The sequence below is a fragment of the Sediminihaliea albiluteola genome, assembly GCF_014077625.1.
GTDB lineage: Bacteria > Pseudomonadota > Gammaproteobacteria > Pseudomonadales > Halieaceae > Sediminihaliea > Sediminihaliea albiluteola.
The window spans coordinates 609,113-628,366 of the sequence record NZ_JACFXU010000014.1 but is presented as its reverse complement, the minus strand read 5'-3'; the positions used below and the strand labels follow the sequence as shown (position 1 = coordinate 628,366).

Genomic DNA, 19,254 nt, shown 5'->3' with positions numbered 1-19,254 from the left:
AGCATTTTAGCCAACTATTTATCAGCCCCTTATTTGGGCGTCATGTCTAGCTGCCAAGGGGTAGATTCTTTTGCCTGAGTTGAAAACCGTAGGCCTTTTCCTCGTGACCGCATTGGCGGAAATTGTCGGCTGCTATTTGCCTTACCTCTGGCTTCGTGAGGGCAAAACTATCTGGCTTCTGGTGCCGGGTGTGTTGAGCCTTGCAGTATTTGCTTGGCTGCTGACTTTGCATCCAACAGCCGCTGGCAGGGTCTATGCTGCGTATGGGGGCGTTTATATTTTTATGGCAATTCTATGGCTGTGGGCGGTAGATGGCATCCGTCCAAGTACCTGGGATTTGCTAGGCTCAGCCGTTGCATTGATCGGTATGGCAATCATTATGTTTGGACCGCGTAGCACATAACAAGTCGCGTCATTCGGCTGCACTTATGTGCGTCGCTGTGCTCAGGTGCTGGACGGCATGCCGCGATTAGTAGGTTGCCCAAGCCAAGCAGTAAGTTATAAAGGGACTAGGCATTATGAAACGAGGTACAGGCCTGGTCATCGCCTTATCGCTGTTCATGTTGGGGTTGCCATGTCATGCCTGTAGCTCCGAGCCCAGCCAGAACGACAAGCTTTGAGTTTATTCGACAGCAAATAGTTGTATCGGTATTTGTAAATGATGCAGGTCCCTTCAACATGCTGTTGGATAGTGGTACGGATCCGTCCGCGATTGATCTTCACTTGGCCCAATCTCTTGGAACTCCACTTGCTGCCCAGAGCGCCGAAGGCACCGGTGCAGGTGAGGGCAAGGTTGAAGTCATACCCACGTATTTGAGGTGGAAATCGACCACCCACAGCGCTTAAAGCTCTTTCTTCTGATGGCTCCGCTGCGAAGTCGATTGCTACATGGTGAAATAAATCAAAAGGTGATTCACGCGCATTAACCGGGGAACTCAAGATGAGCTATTGTATCTATAATATGGCTGCTTCTAATGATGTAACGCTAGGTGATGTTGTAGAAAAGTAATCAGTGTTTGAATACAAGCAAAGTAATGGTAGGGATTGAAGAATGAGAAAAATGATTTGGGTGCTCATGCTGACACTAGCAGCTGCTTCAGTACATGCTGATGAGGCGTTTCTTATAGATTCAAAAATATTCGATGAAGGGAATCTTATTAGCTCACCCGCTATGGCTGTGATAGCTAATAGCGAGGCATCGATTTCGGAAGGGGAGAAATACATGCTAAAGCTCACCCTCAGTCCGGTCGATGAGCATACGGCCCAAGTAAACGCCAACCTAGTTGTGGATGGGAAGCAATTCACTCCGTCACTTCTGCTTGAATACGATGAAGAGGCCAGCATAAGCTCCGGCGGCACAACACTATTGATGACGGTTAGGCGAATAGACAGCTAACAAAGCAGTTCACAGGATGAGCACGTGATTGCGAAGATAGGCATCCTAAACCCACCTCAACATATAAGGTAAATATATGATCATGGTAAGGCAGAAGGCTATTGCACTAGTCATCGCTGCGGTTTTGGGATTGGGAGCTTGTAGCTCACCAGGCCCGAGCCCTGAGACAGTTGAGAGTGGCGCCCAACTCTCTGGGGCGTCATTGAGCTTTGGCAAGAACGCATCCTTTACCCTGGACGGTACGTTGATAGAACTAGTCAACGGTGTTTCGAGCGAGCCAATAGCAAACTCATCATCCAGGACAACAACACGCTACCTCGGCGGGGAGGCAGTGGGGGATTTGAATGGGGACGGCCTGGAGGACTTCTCGTTCTGGGTTGCGCAGAATGCTGGCGGAAGCGGTACGTTCTACTATGTGGTTGTCGCGCTGAAAAGGCCTTCTGGATATACCACAACCAACGCATTCTTTGTTGGCGACCGAATTGTCCCCGAGACCATGCAGATCAGCAGGGGCAGTCAAGAACTTCAGGTTAATTTCAACGAGCGCGCGCGCGGTGAGCCGATGTCGACTCTGCCATCGAAGCCCGCGACACTACTCCTAAAGGTTACACCCGATGGAGTACTTGAAGGGCTGATGAAATGATAATTGGATGCCGGATGGTGGCGTAAGGACTGCCGACGGCGCTCAGATTTACTGGGGGCGAACGGGCAACAAAGAGGGGGCCAAGGCGATCTACATGGGGCGACTGTCCCCAATTATTGTGTTGCTGTGGTATGTCATCGCTAGCGTCTCGTAGTTATGGCTTTTCCTTTGAGCTCCTGCCGTTGACGGCTAAAAATTGCAGCAGGACGCATATCGCTGCCGACCCTGAACGTGGGCCTTAGATGTCTTGGAGAGTAGTCTGATATCAATAATCGTTGCCGGTCAACTAATGTTGAAGTCCGGCTTACGTGATGAGTATATTGAAAAATCGCGTGATGCAATTTTGCAAGCAAGGGGTTAGAAGCTTGCGAGGATTTTACGGTGTCACCAGACCCAATCGATCAGAATAGAGTAAATATCTTTGAAAAATGGAATTCGCGTAGGGCGCTAGATGATTTTAGAAAGTCCGGCCCAGATAGCGATTATTTTTCGTTAATTCAGTCATTTGATGTCAATGACTATGAAGTCAACACATAGTAAGCGCATGTTGTCTGACTGGTTTTCCGTTGTGCTACAAACCAGCCGCAAATGCGGTGTTAGGCATTCAGTGCTAGATTAAAACGAAGCCCTATCTCATGATTGGAATCGCGGAAAAGAAAACACCCTCCGGTAGCCCTGCAGAGGTTTTCTCGACGTTCTTAAAGCTTGGCCTTACCTCTTTCGGTGGGCCAATCGCGCATTTGGGTTATTTCAGGATTGAGATTGTCGAGCGTCGTCGCTGGCTGAGTGATGAGCAGTTCGGGCAATTGCTGGCAATCTGCCAGTTTCTGCCGGGCCCAGCCAGTAGCCAACTGGGCTTCACTCTCGGCTTGCTTCGTGCAGGTTGGCTCGGTGCGCTTGCAGCCTTTGTCGCTTTCACCTTGCCGTCGGCGCTTATGCTGCTCGCTTTCGCAGCTGCTTTGCCCTTGCTCTCTGGTGCTATAGGAGAGGCTGCAGTACATGGTTTAAAACTTGTAGCTTGCGCCGTGGTTGCCGATGCCGTTTTAGGCATGTCTAAGAAATTGTGTCCTGACGCACTAAGAAGAACTATTGCTGTGTTGTCTGCGGCAGCGTTACTGGTCGCCTCTTCCGCGGTGGCCCAGCTTACCGTAGTGATAGTGGCTGCTGTTATTGGCGCTTACTTTATTCGTGAGATAGCGGCAGCAGAGAATGATAGCGGCTTCCAAATTTACTACGGCCCGCGTATTGGCGCGGCTCTGCTTGTCATTTTCGGAGGCTTATTGCTTGGTCTGCCACTTATTGCAACGGGCAGGCCAGATTTCGCGTCTGTTGCGGAGGCGTTTTATCGAGCGGGTGCATTGGTATTCGGCGGAGGTCATGTCGTCCTACCCTTACTCCAAGATTCGGTCGTTGCCACGGCCTGGGTCACAGCAGAGCAATTTCTGTCTGGCTACGGTGCATCTCAGGCAATTCCTGGGCCAATGTTTGCTTTCTCAGCCTACCTTGGCGCGGTATTGTCGCCTTTGGAAAATACCTACCTAATGGCAGCTACGGCCTTGGTCTTTATGTTTTTGCCGGGCTTCCTTTTGGTCGCTGGCGTTCTTCCTTTCTGGGGTGCAGTTTCACGCTACCCGACCGCGGGCCGAGCTATTGCCGGTGTTAATGCTGCAGTGGTTGGCCTGCTGGCTGCCGCCCTTTATGACCCCATTTTCATCTCTGGCGTAAGCAGCCCGACAGACCTGGCCGTTGCGGTGGTCGCGTTCGCTCTACTTGCTGTGTGGCGAGTGTCCCCACTCATTGTGGTGCTATGGTGTGTCATCGCCAGCGTCTCCCAGTTATGGCTTTTCCCTTGAGGCTCTGCGGTTGACGGCTAAAAATTGCAGCAGCTTAATCAGGTTTTAGCTGTATTAGGGCTCTTGTTTCTAACATCGCTATCAGGCTTGGGAGTAGCGGTTTTTATTGCAAATAAGCAGCGAAATTCAACTTAACTTCCTTTGTGCTGCCCAGACTCAGCTAGGAGTGCAAGAACTGTGGAGTTCTCTGCGCACTCGTAGCTGAGCTGGTGCATGGTCTTTAGCCTGAGATGGTATAGCCACCATCTACGGCTAAAGTTTGTCCGGTGATCCATGAGGCGCCGGCGCTGCTTAAAAATAGTACTGGTGCGGCAATATCTGTCGGCTCGCCCAGTCGTCCAGCAGGGGTACGTGCCAGGGTGGGGGCAGACCACTCTGCATTGGCGACTGTGGCTGCAGTCATGCGACTGGCGGTGAGGCCGGCGGCGACCGCATTAACTCGGATGTTGTGCTTGCCCCAAGCCACAGCCAAAGCGCGGGTCATGCCAACGAGGCCGGTTTTTGCCGAGCCATAACCCGGCACGATCTCCATGCCGAAGAACGAGCTCATAGAGGCTATGCCGATGACGGAGGCGCCGCCAGGTAATGCGCTTTTGGCAAGCTTGTCTTTGCAGCGCTCGGCCATGCGGTGGGCGCTTACTAGGTGCATTTGTACAGCGCGCTGGAAAACGTCCGGATCAGATTCGTCCAGACCCAAGCTGGGCAGCGCAACGCCGCCGTTATTTACCAGGATATCCAGTCGTGGCAAGGCATTTGCTACGCTATCGATGCTTTCTGTGTTTTCTACATCAAGCTGAAGGTATTGATATTTCGACAAGTCCAGCTCGTAGTCACTGGCAGTGCTACGGGTGCCGGTGATAGTGACCTCAGCGCCAGACGCTTGAAATGCTTCGGCAATTGCCGCGCCGATACCGCTGGTGCCGCCTGTGACGAGCACTGCAGCGCCGCTGTAATCATAGTGAATGTTAGAGGGAGTAATATCAGTGGTCATGGTTTTTCTCATTAACTGTTTATGTTTAGGGTTTGTGAGAGCCTGGTCAGCTCTGGGTTATTAAATTTTTTCAGCAAAAGACGGTTTGTATTAGACACAGGGTGTTTGTGTTGACGGCTCTAGGTGGCCTACTCAAGTGTTTATTGTCTCGGACAACATCTAAGTTTGCTATAAGCCGAACTAAACCAATCGCGAATTATTGCGCCGATTCAGTGGCTGGCATGGCTCAGACTTAAGATAGAGCGATAAAGCTTTCCCAGCTTATCCTTTGAGTAGCGACACACTTCGCTAGGAAGAAAATGCTAAAATAGCAAGCTTCTGAATGCCAACGGACCTTTTGTATGGAAAAGCTGCCACACGCTCTGATTCACCCTGTGAAGTCCCTTAACCTCCTGTCTCGCGCTGAAATTGAAGGTCTTACTTCGAGCCGGCGCGATCTCTATGAGGTATTTCGCAATTGTGCTCTAGCGATTCTCCATACCGACAGTGATAAAGATGATGCGGCAGAAATATATGCTCATTACTCTGATTTTGAAATACACCTCTTGCAGCAACCTCGTGGTGTTCGCTTAGAGTTGATCAATGCGCCAGCTCAGGCTTTTGTTGACGGTCGGATGATCTACGGTATTCAAGAGCACTTGTTTTCTGCGCTGCGCGATATTGTGTTCACCGATTATAAAATTACCGGTGGTCAAGAGCCGCCGCTGAGCTCAGAGCAGGCGACCAATACGGTGTTTCGTATTCTGCGTAATGCGGGTGTTGTGCGGCCAGACCTGCAGCCACAGCTGGTAGTCTGTTGGGGTGGCCATGCGATTCCGCGCCAGGAATATGATTACGCTAAGCAAGTGGGTTATGAGCTCGGTTTGCGCGGGCTCGATATTGTCACCGGCTGCGGCATCGGGGCGATGAAAGGTCCGATGAAAGGTGCTGCGGTTGGTCATGCGAAACAGCAAATTAAAAATGGCCGTTACATAGGTATTAGTGAGCCGGGTATTATTGCCTCAGAGTCGCCCAATGCGATCGTTAACGAGCTGGTGATCATGCCGGATATCGAGAAGCGCTTGGAAGCTTTTGTTCGCTTGGCGCACACCATTATCGTCTTCCCCGGTGGTGTTGGTACGGTGGAGGAGGTGCTTTATCTCTTGAGCATCCTGATGTACCCCGGTAATGAAAATGCAGTGCCTCTAGTCTTTGCTGGTATGGATGAGTGCAGCGAGTATTTTGCGCAACTGGAGGAGTTTTTAGTTGTTAGCCTAGGGCCTGAGGTACGTAACTACTATCAAGTGATTACTGGTCAACCCGATGAGGTCGGTCGCATGGTGCGTCAAGCGGTAACTGGCGTGCATGATCAGCGGCGCAAAACGCACCAAGCTTACTATTACAACTGGGACTTGAAGATCGACAGCTCCCTGCAAGAGCCTTTTGTGCCTACACACGAGAATATGGCCGGCCTCAATTTATCACGAGACTTACCTGGGCATGAGCTGGCCAGCCAGCTGCGCAAAGCGTTTTCAGGTTTGGTAGCGGGTAACGTAAAAGCCTTCGGTATTGAACAGGTCAAGCGCCACGGTCCATATCAGTTGCGTGGTGATCCGGAGTTGCTGCATGCCATGGATAAACTACTGCAGATGTTGGTGGAAGAGGGGCGGATGAAGCTGGGCGAAAACCAAGCCAACTATAAGCCCTGTTATCAGCTCCAGTAGTCATCAGCTGTAATACCCAGATGGCGAAGGCAGGATTATTTAATTAAATAGTGACATGGGGATATCCCCCCCTGCCTCGGTCTCCTTAAGGAGTACGCGTTTTACTGCTGGTCTAGCGAGGACCCGCTGGCGGTGGGCTGAAATAGCTTCAAAGCGTTTCAGATCACCGCGGTCGCCAATCTTCAAATAGCTAGCAAATGCATAAAGGTAGATATCGGAGGCAGAGAACTTGTCGCCGTGTACCCAGGGACCGCCAGCCTTTAATTGATCCTCGATAAATTGAAAATAATGATTGGACATCGAGGGAACCCTCGCCTTAAGCGAGGCTTGGGCGCTTTCGTCAGCAACAAATTCATGGGGCATAGATATCTGTCGAAACAGTATATGAATTGTCGTTGCGATAAACATATGAAAGGACTGCATCTTGGCGAATTGCCAAGGGGAGCTGGACTCTATTAGTCCACTGTCGGGGTAGCGTAGTGCGAGGTAGCTTAGGATTGCTGGAGTTTGTGTAATAGTGCCTTCATCGCAAGCTAGTGCTGGCACCTGTAATAAAGGGTTGATTGCTCGGTATTCAGCGGATAGTTGCTCACCGGCGTTAAAATCAACCATGACTGCGGAGTAGGGCGCATCAAGCTCCTCCAGTGCAATATGAGGAATGATTGAGCAAGCACCGGGATAATAAAATAGTTTCATAGGACGCTATCAGCTGGCTTGAGCCGCTTCCGCGGCAATGCTTTGAATGCGAGCTACCATGGCGCGCAAACCATTGCCGCGGGTAGGCGATAAATGGCTCAGTAATTCCAGTTTGCCGAAGTAGTCGTCTACGTCAAAGGCCAGCACTTGGGCAGGGGTTTTGTTGTTGTAGGCGGCCAGCACGACCCCCAATAAGCCTTTAACGATAAAGGCATCACTGTCTACATCCATCTCCAAGCGTCCCTGCTCTAAGCGGGTGTTAATCCATACTTGGCTTTGGCAGCCGCGAATCTTGCGCTCTTCTGTGCGAAGCTCCTCGGGCATGGCGGGCAACTCTTTACCCAGATCGATGATGTATTTGTAGCGGTCTTCCCAGTCATCGAAGAATGATAGGGTTTCTACAATGTCGTCGTCAGTGATGCTGTGGCCGAAGGGGTTCGTGCCTTGTGTCATGCGGGGTGTTTCCTTAGTAAAACATGCCTGTTTCAAGTTTGGCTTCTTCTGACATCATGTCGCGGTTCCAAGGCGGGTCAAAGACCAGGTCAACCGCTACACTCTTGACGTAGGGCACTTGGGCAACCCGGTATTTGACATCACCGACCAGTACCGGCCCCATGCCACAGCCCGGAGCGGTGAGAGTCATTTGAACCTCGACTCGGCCCATTTCTTGATCGATGGTCAGTTTGTAGATCAAGCCGAGATTGACAAGGTCGACCGGAACTTCGGGGTCGAAAACCGTGTGTAGGGCCTCCCACACTTGCTCTTCACTGATTTGCTTGTCGGCCGGAGGCTCAAATTCTAGCTGGAGTCGCTCAAGACCAAGAGCGTCTGCGTCAGTGCCGTCAACGCGCACCATGTTGCCGTTGTAAATGACGGTGTAGTTGCCACCTAGCGCTTGCGTAAGAGTGACGAAAGTGTTGGCTGGTATAACGACCTCGTCACCCACGGGCACCAGACGCCCTGGGCAGTCGCGCTGAGTAGTCAGCAGAGTTCTTTCTGAGCTCATTGCAGGGCCTTAATTGATGCTGAAGCTTTCGCCGCAGCCGCAAGCGTCTGTGACATTAGGGTTATGGAACTTGATAGTTCGATTAATGCCTTCTTTTTCGTAGGCGATTTCGGTGCCTTGCAGGACTGGTAGGGAAGCTTTATCGATGTATAGCTCCAGACCATTGGCTAGAGTCACCGTCAAGTCGTTCTCTTCGCTGTGCTCGACTTCATCCATCACGTAGCTAAAGCCAGTGCAGCCGTTTTCCTTGACGCTCAGGCGCACAGCCTTGCGGCCGCGAAGCTCAAGTTGTTTCTTTAAGTAAGTGGCAGCAGCGTCCGAAACGACCACTGCGTCACGGTTCACATCAAAGGTTTCTACAGACATACAGCTATCCTCTGAAAATATTAGCCAAATAATCGTTTGGCTTTATGAATACCTTGGAACAAGCGTTCTACATCCTGCGCCGTATTGTACATGGCGTAGGAGGCTCGCACGGTGCCGGGTACCTGATAGTAATCCATCAGTGGTTGAGTGCAGTGGTGACCGGTGCGAACAGCAATACCTTGCTGATCCAGTAGCATACCTAAGTCTGAAGGATGTACGCCCTCTAAGACAAAACTAAAGATACCTACTGATTGGGCCGGATTGCCGATACGGCGCAGTCCACTAACATCCTTTGCGAGCTCCAGTGACTGCTCCAATAAGCTGAGTTCGTGCTCTGCGGCAGCGTTCATGTCGATGCCGGCTAAATAGTCGATAGCCGCGGCTAAGCCGATAGCTCCAGCAATATTGGGGGTGCCCGCTTCAAATTTAAAGGGCAGGCTATTGAATGTGGTGCCAGCAAAACTGACGGTCTCAATCATTTCGCCGCCGCCGAGGAAGGGCGGCATCGCCTCGAGCAGGCTTTCGCGGCCCCACAGGGCACCAATACCAGTAGGACCAAACAGCTTGTGACCAGAAAAAGCGTAGAAATCGCAGTCCAGAGCTACTACATCCACAGGGAAGTGGGCAGTGGCCTGGGCGCCGTCCAGCATGACTTTCGCACCCACCGCGTGGGCTTTGCGGGTGATTTCTGCAACCGGATTAACCGTGCCCAAAGCGTTAGACACATGGTTAACCGAGACCATTTTGACCCGCTCATCAAGCAGTGCATCAAATGCAGCCAGGTCGATATCACCATCCACGGTAATAGGGATGGGCTCTACTGTGGCGCCAGTGGCAGCAGCAACCAATTGCCAAGGCACGATGTTGGAGTGATGCTCAAGGTAGGATACCAAGACGCGGTCGCCGGCCTTCAGTTGCTGCCGGCCCCAGCTTTGGGCCACGAGATTGATCGCTTCGGTCGTGCCGCGCACCCAGATCAATTGACTGGCTTTGGGGCTGCCAATGAACTGGGCGACCCGCTCCCGGGCCTGCTCAAAAGCTACGGTGGCGCGATCCGATAGTGCATGGGCACCGCGGTGCACGTTGGCATTGTCACAACGGTAGTAGTGGCTGATCGCCTCGATGACTGCCTCTGGCTTCTGGGTCGTGGCTGCATTATCCAGATATACCAGCGGGTGGCCGTTCACCTCCTGCTGGAGGATAGGAAAGTCGGCGCGTATAGCTTCTGCGTCAAAGTGGCTTCGAGTCATGCTTGCGGTGCTGCTCATAGTGTTTTCACAAATTGCGGTATCACAGGATATGTCGAGTTAGCTTCGGGTTGTGTGAAAAACGCCGTGCCAGCAAGGGCTTAAGATAATCGCGTATGGCTTCGCAGCGAATCGCCTCGACCAGCTCGTTAATAAAACCGAAGCTCAACATCACCTCTGCCTCAGCTTTGGAAATCCCGCGGGCGCGCAGATAGTGCAGCGTGGCAGGGTCCATTTGCGCCACCGTAGCACCGTGGGCGCACTGTACATCATCGGCGTAGATCTCTAGCTCAGGCTTAGTGTTGACCTCAGCTTGGTTGCTGGTCAGCAAGTTTTTATTGCTCAGCTCGGCACGGGTTTTCTGGGCGTCCGGATGAATATGGATACGGCCATTAAACACAGCGCTGGCTTGATCAGCGATAATGCCGCGGAAGGTCTCGCTGCTGGTGCAGTTAGGTACCGCGTGCTCCATGCAGGTGTGATAATCAACCTGCTCTTCACCCCGAGGTAGGTAAATGCCATTGACCTCGCAGTGGGCACCCTGGCCGCGATGCTCTACTACGATGTCGATACGCTTGAGAGTGCTGCCCAGAGCTAAGTGAAAGCTGTTTAAAGTGGAGCTGGCATTGAGCGTGGCGTGTACGCCGCCGATATGCACAGCTTCTGCTTGCTCGAGGTGCAAGCGATAGTGATCCAAGATCGCTCCGTCACCGAGCTGTAGCTCGCTAATGCCATTGGTAAAGGCGGTGCCACCAGTAGCCGTGTTGGCGAAGCTTTCGACTACGGTGGCCTTACTATTGGCGCCGAGCTCTACCAGCAGGCGTTGGTTGACGCTCAGGGCGTCGACTTGACCACTGCTTAGCCAGACCAAGTGTATGCTCTGGTCAACAACGGTGTTGGCATCGACCTCTAAAAATACGCCATCAGCTAAAGTGGCGTCGTTGAGTGCGGCAAACAGATGCTGTTTGGAAACAATAGCTTGGCCTAAGCGTGCCCGAATAGCTTCGGCCTGCTTGCTGTCAGCCTCAGCGAAGCGCAGCAGTCGTGCGCCCTCAGGTAAGTCGATTTTAGACAGCTCTTCGCGATAGAAGCCATCGACAAACACCAGCGTGCTGCCGCCGAGCTGCGGGTAGTTAATACCTGAGACTTCAGGCGTGTTACTTTTGTCTGGTGCTTGAAAGCGCTGCTGCAAAGGAAGCAAGTTAGTGTATTTCCAGGCTTCCGTTTTGCGCGTTGGCATTGGGGTATTTTGCCATACGGCTTTACCGCGGGCATGAATATCCGCCAGCCAGGTCGGTGCGAGGCTGGCAGCAGCATCCAGAGGCTGTTGCATAAAGTCGCTCATTAAGCTGCGCCCTCCAGCCAAGCGTAGCCCTTCTCTTCTAACTCTAGGGCCAGTGACTTGTCACCGGTCTTGATAATGCGTCCCTCGGACAGCACGTGGACAAAATCTGGCTCGATATAGTCCAGCAGGCGCTGGTAGTGAGTGACTAGTACAAATGAACGCTCGCTATTGCGCATGGCGTTGACACCATTGGCAACCACTTGCAGGGCGTCGATGTCGAGGCCGCTATCGGTCTCATCCATCACGCAGAGCTTGGGCTCAAGCATCATCATTTGCATTAATTCGTTGCGCTTTTTCTCACCGCCGGAGAAGCCTTCGTTCACGCCGCGCTTGAGGAAGCTCAGATCGAGGTCGACTTCCTTACAAATGGCGCGCGCTTTCTTCATGAAGTCCACGCTGCTAATGCTTTCTTGCCCGCGTGATTCGCGTACTGTATCTACCGCCGCTTTGAGGAACTCCATGTTGCTTACGCCGGGGATTTCTACCGGATACTGGAAGGCTAAAAACAAGCCGAGGTGGGCGCGCTCTTCGGTTTCCATGTCGAGCAGGTTCTGGCCCAGCAGTGTGGCGGTACCAGCAGTCACATGGTAGCCGGGACGACCTGCCAGTACGTGGCCGAGGGTGCTCTTACCGGAACCGTTGGGGCCCATAATGGCATGGACTTCACCGGGCTTTACGCTCAGGTTTAGGCCCTTAAGAATGTCTTTGTCTTCCACTTTGGCGTGGAGGTTGTCGATCTTTAGCATGTGTAATTCTCTCTCCGCTGCCCCGGCATCTTGGCCTGGGCTATCAATCTTTGTTGGTTAACCCACTGAGCCTTCAAGGCTGACTTCCAGCAACTTGCCAGCTTCCATGGCGAACTCCATCGGCAGCTCTTTGAACACTTCCTTACAGAAGCCGTTAACAATCATAGAGACGGCTTTTTCGGCATCTAAACCGCGTTGCTGACAGAGGTAGAGCTGATCTTCGCTGACCTTGGATGTGGTGGCTTCGTGTTCCACTACGGCGCTGGCGTTGCGGCTTTCGATATAGGGGAAAGTATGCGCGGCACACTTGTCGCCAATAAGTAGCGAGTCGCACTGAGTGTAGTTGCGGGCGCCCTCGGCACGGGGGCTCATGCGCACCAAGCCGCGGTAGCTGTTGGAGCTTTTCCCGGCAGAAATCCCCTTGGAGATAATGGTCGAGCGGGTGTTTTTGCCCAAGTGAATCATCTTGGTGCCGGTGTCTGCCTGCTGCGCGTGGTGGGTCAGCGCCACAGAGTAGAACTCGCCCACGGAGTTATCGCCGCGCAAAATACAGCTAGGGTATTTCCATGTGATGGCCGAGCCGGTTTCTACTTGGGTCCAAGAGATTTTGGCGTTGCGATGGGCGACACCGCGCTTGGTGACAAAGTTGTAGATACCGCCTACGCCATCGGCATCGCCGGGGTACCAGTTTTGAACCGTGGAGTACTTGATCTCCGAGTCATCGAGAGCGACCAGCTCTACCACAGCTGCGTGGAGCTGGTTTTCGTCGCGCATGGGTGCGGTACAGCCTTCTAGGTAGCTCACGTGGCTGCCTTCCTCGGCGATAATCAGGGTGCGCTCGAACTGGCCGGTATTTTGCTCGTTAATGCGGAAGTAGGTGGACAGTTCCATCGGGCAGCGCACGCCCTTGGGAATATAAACAAAGGAGCCGTCACTGAATACGGCACTATTGAGAGCCGCGTAGTAGTTGTCTTTGCGAGGTACCACAGTGCCTAAATACTTGCGCACCAGCTCTGGGTACTCTTGCACGGCTTCTGAGATAGGGCAGAAGATAACCCCAGCTTCAGCGAGCTTCTCGCGGAAGGTGGTAGCTACCGACACCGAGTCAAATACGACGTCCATTGCCACGCCGGCCAGGATCGCCTGCTCATGAAGCGGGATGCCGAGCTTGTTGTAGGTTTCGATCAGTTTTGGATCGACTTCGTCCAAGCTCTGGGGACCGTCTTTATGGTCCTTAGGTGATGAGTAGTAGGAAATTTCATCGAACTTGACCGGAGGGTAGTTGACATGGGCCCAAGTCGGCTCGGTCATTTCCAACCAGCCACGATAGGCCTCTAAACGCCATTCCAGTAGCCACTCGGGCTCATTTTTGCGTTTGGAAATGAAGCGGATGACATCCTCGTCAAGTCCAGGTGGGAGTGTGTCCGATTCGATATCGGTAACAAAACCCGCTGAATACTCTCTGTTGATAGCACGGTCTATCTGTTGCTGCGACATAATATGTGGCCCTGTAGTTCGGATAGCCCTCGTGATGGGGCTAGGCCTGTTCCAAATCGTCGATAAGGTTCAGGTGATTTGAATCTGATGCTGATTCGCGCCCTTGCTGTTGTAGCGCGATCTCCCTGATATCCTGACTTTGCACTAGGTCAGACAGGGAGATTCCTTCAAGAAACTCATGAATTTGCTCGCTGAGACTCATCCATAAGTGATGAGTGAGGCAGGTGCTGCCCTTTTGACAGTCTCCCTTACCCTTACAGCGCGTGGCATCGGTGCTTTCGTTGACGGCTTCAATGACCTCGGCCACGCTGATCTGCTGCACTTCCTTGGCTAGGTGGTAACCACCCCCTGGGCCGCGCACGCTGCGAACTAGTCCACCGCGACGCAGCTGGGAAAACAACTGCTCTAAGTAGGACAGGGAAATATCCTGTCGGGCAGAGATTCCAGCCAGCGGAATGGGCCCTTGCCCTTGGTGCAGGGCTAGGTCGAGCATAGACGTGACGGCATAGCGTCCGCGAGTTGTCAGGCGCATGATGAGGGCGCATTAATTTGCGCTGAATGAAGGCTGTCGTTTGTCATACCTGAGTATTTTAGTCGAGTATATAACCCCTTGCAACACTCGGGTATTCCAAGCCGAGGCTTTGGCGCCAATTATTCTTCGTCAGCCTCTAAGCTTTCCTCTCTAGGGTCACCCCCTTGGCTGTCTTCGGACTCTGGGCTGTCGCTGTGCTTTTGTGTTGCTAGCAGCGCTGCGTCCTCTGCTGTTTTTGTTGCGGCATTATGCTGGGGCTTTTCTTGAGCAGAGTTGGCCGGCGCTATGTCGACATCCTGCGGTTTGCTGAACTGATCCCCCGAGGCTTCAATGCCGATATGGTGGGTAGCGAAGCCTGGCTGCACCACTTGGTTTAAGGCCATGCCGAGCACCCGGCCGTTGTAGCTTGAGCGAATCTTGGTTCGCACGTTGGTAATGGGGTTGGTTACCGTGGCTAAGGTGTCGCCTTTGCGAACAACTTGGCCCAGGCTGACTTTGCTAAATACGATGCCGCCCTGTGGCGCACGCTGCCATGTCGAGTTGTAGTAAACCGGTTCTGGGTCGCCCCAGAGTCGAAATTTACTCACCATGCCCAGGTGGTTGAGCAGGGTTCGAATGCCTTTAACGCTGTGGCTTACGCTCTCTTCATCGAGCACCATTGGTGCCCCCGCTTCTAGGGTAACGGCCGGAATGCCCGCGTCGACGGCGGCGCGGCGCAAGGTTCCCGAAGTGCCTTCGCTATGGAGGACAACCGTTGAGCCAAAGCTCTGGGTTAGCTTGAGCACCTGCGGATTGAGTAAGTCGCCACGCAGTTGGGGCAGGTTGGTGCGGTAGAACGAACCGGTGTGTAGATCAACCACGGCGCTGCAGTGCTTTATGAGCTCGTGAAAAAACGAATATGCAATGCGCGAAGCAGAGCTACCCTGGGGGTCACCGGGGAAGTAGCGGTTGAGGTCACGCCGGTCACTGAGGTAGCGAGAGCTGCGATGAAAACCCTGTAAGTTGACAATAGGGACGCCAATCACAGTGCCTTTTAGGGTGTTGGCGTCGAGGTTGTAAAGCACGCGGCGGACGGTTTCCACGCCATTGAGCTCATCACCGTGGACTGCTGCGGTTAAGCAGAGTGTAGGGCCGGGCTTGGCGCCATTGACTACTAGCACCGGGGTGGCGCTGTAGATGCCTTCGAAAGACTGACTGGGAGCCCAAGATAAGCGGGTTGAGGTGGCGGGTGGAACCTCGGTACCAAGTAGTACTAGATGCGGCTCCTCGGGCTTTGCTTCCTGCACGCTGTCAGCGAGGGGGCCGTCAGTCTGAGCTGCTTCACTTGCCTGGTTTGCAGCTTTCGACTTGGCCTGAGTTGTGGCCGCTGCTGCTGTTTTTGCATCAGGTGTATCAGCTTCAGTTGTTGCTGGCTCTGCAGGAGGCTCATCGATAGGCTGATCGAGCGCTACGTTTTGCGCCTTGGGCAAGTGCTTCTCTGCACTGCCCTCGCTGATCTTAGTGGATGAGTCGCTAGCGACTGCGGTATCTGGGCTTATGCTGGCGCTTGCAGGCCCGTCCAGAGGGCTCGGGTCGGCGGCATGGCTGAGGCCAGAGTAATGGCCAAGGTAGGCTGTCATGCTAAGGCCTAGAGCCAGCGCCTTTAGGCGATATGAAGTCATGGTGAGTACGGGTTACTCCTTGCCCGACAGGCCCATAGCTGTCGTCGCACTAGTCAGTATTTTGGTCAATGGCATAGTGTACAGCTTATTAACTTTTGGTTTGAGAAAAACCTGCACTCAGATGAAATGTGCAGTGTTCTGCTACTGCTGTCATTAGAAATCAAAGCTGTATTGTTTGGCTTGCGGCGCGCTGACCGCCTGAGATGCAGCCTGACCTGAGTTGCTGAGCTCATGCTCTAAGGAGGACAAGGTCAGGCCCAACAAACGAACGCTTAGCGGCACAGGCAGTAATTCGCTTAAGAGCTGTCTACCAAGCTCAGCAAAGCACTGCCGGTTGGGAATGTAGCTGTCGAGCGATCTTGCGCGAGTGATTTGCTGAAAGTTGCTGTATTTCACTTTGAGCGTAATGGTTCGGCCCCGAGCGCGGTTTTTTTCGATACGTTGCCAGACAATGTCAACAATTTGATCAAGTGCTTGGCACAACTCTGCTTCGCTGCTCAGGTCTTGGCTATAGGTGCGCTCAGCACCGACCGACTTGCGAATCCGGTTGGCTTTGACCGGACGGTGGTCGACACCTCGGCTGGCGTGATACAGGTATTCCGCTGACTTGCCAAAGTGCTGGCGCAGGAAAACGAGATCCTGTTGGCGCAGATCTGCCCCCGTATGAATTCCTAGGTGGGCCATCTTTTCGGCGGTTTTAGGGCCGACCCCGTAGAAACGACGCGCCGGCAGTGTCGCAACAAATTCTGCGCCTTGCTGGGGTAATACCACGCAGATACCATCGGGTTTGTTCTGGTCCGAAGCGATTTTGGCTAAGAACTTGTTGTAGCTAACACCAGCACTTGCCGTCAGTCCAGTTTCATGGCGGATCGCTTGCCGAATCAATTCGGCGATGCGTATTGCGCTGCCAATACCCTGCTTGTCTTTGGTGACGTCTAGATAGGCTTCGTCTAGTGATAAGGGCTCGATCAAGTCGGTATAGCGCCGGAAAATTTCGCGTATTTGGGACGAGACTTCGCGGTAGACTTCAAAGCGGTGCGGCACAAAAATCAGCTCAGGGCAGTGTCGCTTAGCGGTCACTGAGGGCATTGCCGAGCGCACACCAAAGACGCGGGCCTCATAGCTGGCCGCTGCTACCACACCGCGCAGGGCACTGCCGCCCACGGCGATAGGCTTGCCTCGAAGCTCGGGGTGGTCACGCTGCTCAACGCTGGCAAAAAAAGCATCCATATCGATATGGAGGATCTTTCGGAGCTGCTGTGGGTTGTCGGGCTGGCGGATATCGCTCATAGGTCAATAGTAGTCAGCGCGCTCTAGGGCGACAAGCCTTGCCCCGTGGCCTAGCTCAAGCGGCGCGGCGCCTCATCTAAATAGTAGGCTGCTTATAGTCGAGCCATCGCTGCGGCCGATATATTTAGCTGTTCAGCCGAATACCGTTACTTTCCAAGCTGATCCTGCGCTGCTTGTAGAGGGTACCGACGGCCTGTTTAAAGACTTTTTTGCTGACCCCGAAAGCGGCATAAATTTCTGGCGGCGGGCTTTTGTCGTTGAGTGCTAGAAAGCCTTGGTTTTGTTCTAGCGCTGCGAGGATAGCACCGGCCACTCCGTCCATCTTCTCTTGGCTAAAGCCAGGTTGATCTAGGCTGAGATCAACCTTGCCGTCTTCGCGGATGCGTTTGACGTAGCCATCGATCACTTGTCCCTTCTTGATTCGGCGGTATAGCTCATTGCCGTAGAGCAGGCCCCAGCTCTGATGATTAATCACCGCTTTAAAACCCAGTTCCGTTTTGTCGGCGATGATTAAGCTGACTTTTTCTCGTGGTTTTAGACCACTCGGCTCATCTTTAATCCAGTGGTCAATGCGTGTTGAACCAGTAATGCGGCCTTGTTTGTCCAGATAAATCTTAACCAAGCTGTGACGCCCTTTGCTTAGCGGGTGTTGCTGCTCGGCAAAGGGAATAAATAAATCTTTAGCTAGACCCCAGTCAGCGAAGGCCCCTAAATGATTGACCTCAACAATTTCTAGCCATGCCACCTGACCGAGTTGGGCCGCAGCCCGGCGAGTCGTCGGTACCGGGTCACCTTCACTATCGAGATAAATGAAAACTTCTAGCTCGTCGCCGGGGGCAAGGTCTTGGGGGCATTGCAGTAGAGAGAGCAATAGTCTGCCATGCTCGCCGCCATCGAGGATGGCGCCGTGGCTGCCGGTTTCAAGTACGGAGAGGGTGTTGTATTGGCCAATTTTGAGCATGCAAGAAGTACCGGAAAAATAGAGCGGCAGCTATTGTAAGCTAATTGCCGCCCTTAGGTGCTGTTAGAGGTTTAAGGGCTAGGAGCGCGTTTTGCCAGTGCTGAGAGTGTGCTTGGGTTCGGGTAACCGTCAGCTATAAGCTGGTTGGCCAGTTGGAAGTCGCGCAGTGCAGCTCGGGTACCAGAGCCCAGTACACCGTCGACCGCACCAGCATCGTAACCCAAGTGATTAAGGCTGCGCTGTGTGAATAGGATGTCTTCTGTGCGCAGGCGGTTTTCGCTATTGGTATTGCCCAGCAGTGCACCAGCACCGGCAATGCGGTCAGCCAGGTGGCCAACGGCGATGGCATACAGTTCAGAGCGGTTCCAGCGCATAATCACTTTGAAGTTGTCGTAGACCAGAAAAGCCGGCCCTTGGTAACCAGCCGGTAGCAGCAGGGCAGCATCGACATCGGCCATAGGTAGGGCCGCGCCATCATTGCGTTTTAAGCCCTTCGCGGCCCACTCCGCTAGCGGCCTGGGAGAGTTTCGCCCAGCGAGCTCATAAGGGAAGTTCGCCCCTGCAGAGACTTCTCGGCCCCAGCGTAAGCCGTTCTGCCAGCCCAGAGTTTGTAGGTAGTTGGCGCCAGAGGCCAGTGCGTCGCGCTCGCTGTCCCAGAGGTTGATGCGTCCGTCGCCATCACCATCAACGGCGTAGCTCAGATAAGAAGAGGGCATAAACTGGGTGTGACCAACAGCACCTGCCCAAGAGCCTTTCATATCATCTGGGCTAAGAGATTCACGCTGCATGAGCTGTAAAGCGGCGATGAACTCCTTAGAGAAGAATTCGCTGCGCCGCTGATCGCAGGCCATTGTGGCCAGTGAATCTAAGGTTGGCATCTTGCCCATATAGCCGCCAAAGTTGGTCTCTAAGCCCCAAAAAGCCAGTAGATAATGAGGCGGGACACCGTAGCGGGCCTGTAGATCGAGCAAGAAAGACCGATGCTGCTCTAGTAGTTGGCGACCCCGAGCGATGCGCTGTGGCGTGACCCTAGCATTAAGGTAGTCCTGAAAAGTTTGTACAAATTCAGGTTGTTGGCGGTCTTGCTTCAAAGCGCGTTTTTGCTGCTGCATGCTTGGAATGACTTGCTCAACAATTTGCTCGTCAACACCGGCGCCACGGGCGCGCTCTTGCAGTGCGACAAGACAGCTGGGGAAGTCGTCGTTTGCCTGAACTTGGAGTGAGATGCTGAGAAGTGCCAGAATGGCTAGTGCGTATTTCAATTGACAGACTCGTTATCTAAGCGTGTGACTGCCTAAGATACCAAGCTTGCGCAGGGAAG

The 19,254-nt window shown here is 53.2% G+C and carries 20 protein-coding genes; 6 read left to right on the top strand and 14 right to left on the bottom strand.

Going from position 1 to position 19,254, the window contains the following annotated elements; translation table 11 throughout:
* The first annotated feature begins 70 nt into the window (after positions 1–70).
* From H2508_RS09735 to chrA, 5 genes are all read left to right on the top strand, one after another.
* Complete coding sequence (locus tag H2508_RS09735; RefSeq protein ID WP_182172524.1) at positions 71–403, top strand: YnfA family protein; 333 nt, start codon at positions 71–73, stop codon at positions 401–403.
* A 176-nt stretch (positions 404–579) separates the two neighbouring features.
* The gene (locus tag H2508_RS15320; RefSeq protein ID WP_220463683.1) at positions 580–846 is read left to right on the top strand and encodes an aspartyl protease family protein; all 267 of its coding nucleotides are present in this window, start codon (positions 580–582) and stop codon (positions 844–846) included.
* 205 nt (positions 847–1,051) lie between these two features.
* Complete coding sequence (locus tag H2508_RS09730) at positions 1,052–1,396, top strand: hypothetical protein (protein WP_182172521.1); 345 nt, start codon at positions 1,052–1,054, stop codon at positions 1,394–1,396.
* Between the two features lie 76 nt (positions 1,397–1,472).
* Positions 1,473–2,039, top strand: a complete 567-nt coding sequence (locus H2508_RS09725; RefSeq protein WP_182172518.1) for a hypothetical protein — start codon at positions 1,473–1,475, stop codon at positions 2,037–2,039.
* A gap of 635 nt (positions 2,040–2,674) precedes the next feature.
* Positions 2,675–3,892: a chromate efflux transporter gene (gene chrA / locus H2508_RS09720; RefSeq protein ID WP_182172515.1), complete on the top strand. Its 1,218-nt coding sequence runs from the start codon at positions 2,675–2,677 to the stop codon at positions 3,890–3,892.
* 220 nt (positions 3,893–4,112) lie between these two features.
* On the opposite strand, the gene H2508_RS09715 is transcribed toward chrA, so the two are convergent.
* Complete coding sequence (locus H2508_RS09715) at positions 4,113–4,883, bottom strand: SDR family NAD(P)-dependent oxidoreductase (RefSeq protein WP_182172512.1); 771 nt, start codon at positions 4,881–4,883, stop codon at positions 4,113–4,115.
* Between the two features lie 341 nt (positions 4,884–5,224).
* Here H2508_RS09715 and ppnN point away from each other — a divergent pair, with 341 nt between their 5' ends.
* A complete protein-coding gene (gene ppnN, locus H2508_RS09710) occupies positions 5,225–6,586 on the top strand; it encodes a nucleotide 5'-monophosphate nucleosidase PpnN (protein ID WP_182172509.1) in 1,362 nt (453 codons plus the stop codon).
* A gap of 39 nt (positions 6,587–6,625) precedes the next feature.
* On the opposite strand, the gene H2508_RS09705 is transcribed toward ppnN, so the two are convergent.
* The 13 genes from H2508_RS09705 to H2508_RS09645 all read right to left on the bottom strand — a co-directional run bounded on the left by H2508_RS09705 (position 6,626) and on the right by H2508_RS09645 (position 19,195).
* On the bottom strand, positions 6,626–7,282 hold the full coding sequence (locus H2508_RS09705) for a glutathione S-transferase family protein (protein WP_182172505.1): 657 nt from the start codon (positions 7,280–7,282) through the stop codon (positions 6,626–6,628).
* A 9-nt stretch (positions 7,283–7,291) separates the two neighbouring features.
* On the bottom strand, positions 7,292–7,735 hold the full coding sequence (locus tag H2508_RS09700) for a SufE family protein (RefSeq protein ID WP_182172502.1): 444 nt from the start codon (positions 7,733–7,735) through the stop codon (positions 7,292–7,294).
* 13 nt (positions 7,736–7,748) lie between these two features.
* Complete coding sequence (gene sufT / locus H2508_RS09695; protein ID WP_182172499.1) at positions 7,749–8,288, bottom strand: putative Fe-S cluster assembly protein SufT; 540 nt, start codon at positions 8,286–8,288, stop codon at positions 7,749–7,751.
* A 9-nt stretch (positions 8,289–8,297) separates the two neighbouring features.
* Positions 8,298–8,654, bottom strand: a complete 357-nt coding sequence (locus H2508_RS09690) for a HesB/IscA family protein (protein ID WP_182172496.1) — start codon at positions 8,652–8,654, stop codon at positions 8,298–8,300.
* Positions 8,655–8,674: 20 nt separating this feature from the next.
* Positions 8,675–9,922: a SufS family cysteine desulfurase gene (locus H2508_RS09685; protein WP_220463682.1), complete on the bottom strand. Its 1,248-nt coding sequence runs from the start codon at positions 9,920–9,922 to the stop codon at positions 8,675–8,677.
* 22 nt (positions 9,923–9,944) lie between these two features.
* Positions 9,945–11,246 carry a Fe-S cluster assembly protein SufD gene (sufD, locus tag H2508_RS09680; protein WP_182172493.1) on the bottom strand — a complete coding sequence of 434 codons (1,302 nt, stop codon included), beginning with the start codon at positions 11,244–11,246 and terminating at the stop codon, positions 9,945–9,947.
* Positions 11,246–11,992 carry a Fe-S cluster assembly ATPase SufC gene (gene sufC / locus H2508_RS09675; RefSeq protein ID WP_182172490.1) on the bottom strand — a complete coding sequence of 249 codons (747 nt, stop codon included), beginning with the start codon at positions 11,990–11,992 and terminating at the stop codon, positions 11,246–11,248. The genes sufD and sufC overlap by 1 nt, the downstream gene beginning before the upstream one ends.
* A 57-nt stretch (positions 11,993–12,049) precedes the next feature.
* A complete protein-coding gene (sufB, locus tag H2508_RS09670) occupies positions 12,050–13,489 on the bottom strand; it encodes a Fe-S cluster assembly protein SufB (protein WP_182172488.1) in 1,440 nt (479 codons plus the stop codon).
* Positions 13,490–13,529: 40 nt separating this feature from the next.
* The gene (iscR, locus tag H2508_RS09665) at positions 13,530–14,021 is read right to left on the bottom strand and encodes a Fe-S cluster assembly transcriptional regulator IscR (protein ID WP_182172485.1); all 492 of its coding nucleotides are present in this window, start codon (positions 14,019–14,021) and stop codon (positions 13,530–13,532) included.
* A gap of 119 nt (positions 14,022–14,140) precedes the next feature.
* Positions 14,141–15,640 (bottom strand): succinylglutamate desuccinylase/aspartoacylase family protein, encoded by a 1,500-nt coding sequence (locus H2508_RS09660; RefSeq protein WP_235965161.1) that lies wholly within the window; start codon positions 15,638–15,640, stop codon positions 14,141–14,143.
* A 195-nt stretch (positions 15,641–15,835) separates the two neighbouring features.
* Positions 15,836–16,972, bottom strand: a complete 1,137-nt coding sequence (gene dinB, locus H2508_RS09655; protein WP_182172479.1) for a DNA polymerase IV — start codon at positions 16,970–16,972, stop codon at positions 15,836–15,838.
* A 124-nt stretch (positions 16,973–17,096) separates the two neighbouring features.
* On the bottom strand, positions 17,097–17,933 hold the full coding sequence (locus H2508_RS09650; protein ID WP_182172464.1) for a CvfB family protein: 837 nt from the start codon (positions 17,931–17,933) through the stop codon (positions 17,097–17,099).
* Positions 17,934–18,004: 71 nt separating this feature from the next.
* A complete protein-coding gene (locus H2508_RS09645) occupies positions 18,005–19,195 on the bottom strand; it encodes a lytic murein transglycosylase (RefSeq protein WP_182172461.1) in 1,191 nt (396 codons plus the stop codon).
* Between the last annotated feature and the right edge of the window lie 59 nt (positions 19,196–19,254).